Raw genomic sequence first — 3,758 nt, forward strand, 5'->3', positions numbered from 1 at the left:
AAATTTCAAGCCGCTCAAAAACGTTTACGAGTCGCACCTTTTGCGTCTCGTCCTCGAGCATTTCGGTGATGAGCCTGCCCTTGCCGATCGGGGTTTTAAGCTCATGCATGATGGTGCGTAAAAACAGCTGGCGCGATCGGATTAGCTCTTGAATTTTAGCAATCGCGTTGTTAAATTCCTGCGCGACCTGCCCGATCTCGTCCTCGCTGTGCGCAGCGGCTAAATTTACGTCCAAATTACCTTGGGCGAATTTTTTGATATTTTTGCTTAGTTTTTTTAGCGGCGTGAAGCTTCGCACTATCGATAGATAAAGTGAGATCAAAACCGCCATCGTAAGCAAAAACCCGACCCAAAGCGGATCGTTTAAATTCTTCGTGCCAAGGCTTTCGAAAACCACGACGAAAGAGTTGTTTTTGATATTTAAAAACAGTGAATTATTATACTCGACCGAGCTAAACTCGCCGATAGAGGTGTCTTGAACGAAAAAAATTTTACCACTCGTGATGATGTTTTGGATGATATTTTTGTCTTTTACAAGCTCCAAGCCGTAGCTGGAGAAGTAGCGCTCAATATCGCTGGGAGGGGCATTACGCTTGTATAGCTCAAGTAGATTATTGACCGCGTTTATTTGATTAGCCTGCATGCTACCTAGAGCTCTATTCATCTGCATCCGTGCGAACGTGATGAAAAGCACGCAGACTAAGATGATCGCGATTACAAAAAAAACCGAAATTTTAGTGATTAAAGAGTGCTTCATCCGATGAGCTTGTAGCCGATACCGCGAACCGAAAAGATATGCTTAGGCGCTTTGGAACTGTCGCCGATCTTGGTGCGTAGGCGTCCGATGATGACGTCTAAGCTCTTTGAGTCCTTATCTTTTAGGCTCTTGCAATGGTATACGAGCTGCTCGCGGGATACCGAAAAGCTATGCTGCTTGATGAGGTATTCTAAAATTTCATACTCCGCAGGCGTTAGCACGAGCGACTCTTCGCCGAAGTAAATTTCATGGCGCTTGTCGTCGATACGAAATACGCTATCCGTGGCGGTTTCTTCCTTTTCGCTGGCTTTTTTGTAGCGGCGAATTAAGCTCATGATGCGCGCGTGCATCTCTTTTGGATCATAAGGTTTCGGTAGGTAATCGTCCGCGCCGATCTGAAGACCCACTACGCGATCGCTCACGTCGCTTCTAGCCGAGCTGATGATGATCGGAATATCGTATTTCTCGCGGATCTCTTTGCAGACCTCAAGTCCGTCCATCCCAGGAAGCGTAAGATCCAAAATCAGCAGATCGTAGTTTTTGATCCCCGCGCTAATGCCCAGATACGGGTCTTCAAAGTTTGTAACTTGGATGTTAAATTTAGCCAGATATTCGGTTAGAAGCTGTGCGAACTCGCTGTCGTCTTCTATCATCAATACATTTATCATTTTTTATCCTTTGCATCGTTGATTTGAAATTTTAAATATTGCATTATACATAAAAATAGTTAAGTCTTAACTTGCGTTTTATTAAATTTAGATAAAATTGCCCCTTTTGTATAGTTCAAGGAGAATTTCGTGGAAGAAGATTATTATGAAATTTTAGGCGTGGCGCGCGATGCCGACGCCGAGACGATAAAAAAGGCGTTTAGAAAGCTCGCTTTGCAATTCCACCCCGACCGCAACCAGGGCGACAAGGAATCGGAGGAGAAATTTAAAAAGATCAACGAAGCGTATCAAATTTTAAGTGACGATCAAAAGCGCAGGATGTATGATCGCTACGGCAAAGAGGGCATCAGCGGCGCATATAGCGGCGCGAGCGGCGGAGGATTTGATTTTAGCTCGATTTTCGGCGATTTTTTTGAGCAGGCATTCGGCGGAGGCGGTCGCTCACGCCCTAGCGATCCATACGGCATAGATACCGAACTGGCCGTAACGCTGGAGTTTAAAGAGGCTTTAGAGGGCGTTCACAAGGAGATAAAATACAAGATCAAAAAGCCATGCTCCACCTGCGACGCCACCGGCTCGAAGGATAAAAAAAGACACACCTGCTCCGCTTGCGGCGGTACCGGGCGCGTCGCTGTAAGGCGCGGATATATGAGCTTCATCCAAAGCTGCTCCGAATGCGGCGGCACGGGCGAGATCGTAAAAGACAGGTGCAAGGATTGCGGCGGCAAGGGCTTTACCGAAGAGGACGTGAGCCTTAAATTTGACATTCCCGCAGGTATCGACGACGGACAGCGCGTGCGCCTAAGCGGCAAGGGCAACGTCTCCAAAACCGGCGAGATCGGGGATCTGTACGTGATAGTGCGCGTGAAGGAGGACAGCCACTTCCTGCGCGACGGAGACGACCTGTATATCGAGGTGCCGGTGTTTTTCACGCAGGCGATCTTGGGCGAGAGCATCGAGGTGCCGACGCCGCGCGGCAAGGCGGAGCTGAAACTCAAAGTAGGCACGAAGGACAAGCAGCGCTTCACGATCTACGGGGAGGGCGCGCCGAATATCCGCACCAAGAAAAACGGCGATCTGATCGTGCAGGTAAATGTCCAGACGCCTAAGAAACTCAGCGAGAAGCAAGAGGCGCTTTTGCGCGAGCTTCAAGAAAGCTTCGGCAGCAAGGGCGGAGACGACGAGGGGATACTCGATAAGATCAAGAATTTTTTCAAGTAAGCTGCTTTGATTTGCCTTGATCTGTTTTGGGCGGCGGTGGCGGTCTTGCGGTTTTATTCACCAAAGTACGGGATTTTCGCTTGGAATCTCGCTAAGAGTTTGGATGTAATTTCGGTGTAAATTTCGTGTCGTTGTTTGGATAAAATTTAATTAGCATTTAATATTATTTAAATTTAAAGATTCTTAATATTAGTAAAGCAAATTAAAATTTTTATAATTAAGAGGTAGGATGATGTTAAAACAAATTTTAAATGTAGCGTTAGCATATGTTGGGGTTATTGTCGGTGCTGGATTATCGTCCGGTCAGGATCTGATGCAATATTTCGTCAGTTTTGGCAAATGGGGTATTCTTGGAGCCGTTATTCTTGGTATCCTCAATGCCGTCTTTGGTAAAATCATTATTACATTCGGTAGTTATTTTAGATCCAATGATCACTTTGAAGTTCTTTCACAAATTGCTGGATCTATCACTAATAAAATTCTTGATATTTCTTTAATTATTTGCTGTTTTGTGGTAGGTTTTGTCATGATTGCCGGGGCTGGATCAAATCTTAATCAGCAATTTGGCATGCCATTCTGGTCAGGAGCACTCCTATGTGCCGTATTGATAATCCTTGTTAGCTTTCTTGATTTTGAAAAAATCACGAATGTGATCGGAATATTTACGCCTATTATTTTTATCATGATTATGATTATGGCAGTGTATACCTTTGCAAGTCAACGTTTTGATTTTAAAGAATTAGAAACAATTGCAAATACAATCTCTACTCCAATGCCAAATATCTGGTTTTCTGTTCTGAATTATTTTTCGCTCTGCGTTATGACAGGTGTATCAATGGCTTTTGTATTAGGGGGATCCATTATAAGGATTGGTGTAGCAGAAAAAGGTGGTACTTTGGGTGGATTTATAATCGGTATTATCATCACAGTTACAACCTGTATCTTATATGCAAATGTAAAACTTGCAACGACTGTTGATATTCCTATGTTGGCTATTGCCAAACAGATTCACCCTGCATTTGCGTTTGTGTATGCACTTGTTATCTTCGGCTTGATCTTTAATACTGCTTTCAGTTTATTCTATGCCTTAGCAAAACGTTTCTCATCTAATC

4 protein-coding genes are annotated in these 3,758 nt (G+C 44.4%); 2 read left to right on the forward strand and 2 right to left on the reverse strand.

Annotation, left to right across the window (positions count from 1 at the left end; genetic code table 11):
• Positions 1–664, reverse strand: a 664-nt coding sequence (locus Q0257_RS11640; protein ID WP_298024983.1) for a HAMP domain-containing protein, incomplete at its 3' end; no start/stop codon positions are given.
• Positions 665–753: 89 nt separating this feature from the next.
• Complete coding sequence (locus Q0257_RS11645) at positions 754–1,425, reverse strand: response regulator transcription factor (protein ID WP_005870149.1); 672 nt, start codon at positions 1,423–1,425, stop codon at positions 754–756.
• Positions 1,426–1,554: 129 nt separating this feature from the next.
• Between Q0257_RS11645 and dnaJ the strand changes: the two genes are divergently transcribed.
• Positions 1,555–2,646 carry a molecular chaperone DnaJ gene (dnaJ, locus tag Q0257_RS11650; RefSeq protein ID WP_298024985.1) on the forward strand — a complete coding sequence of 364 codons (1,092 nt, stop codon included), beginning with the start codon at positions 1,555–1,557 and terminating at the stop codon, positions 2,644–2,646.
• Between the two features lie 229 nt (positions 2,647–2,875).
• Positions 2,876–3,758 (forward strand): hypothetical protein (locus Q0257_RS11655; RefSeq protein ID WP_298024987.1); only part of this gene is annotated, 883 nt, incomplete at its 3' end.

Source organism: uncultured Campylobacter sp. (assembly GCF_938018035.1).
Lineage (GTDB): Bacteria > Campylobacterota > Campylobacteria > Campylobacterales > Campylobacteraceae > Campylobacter_B.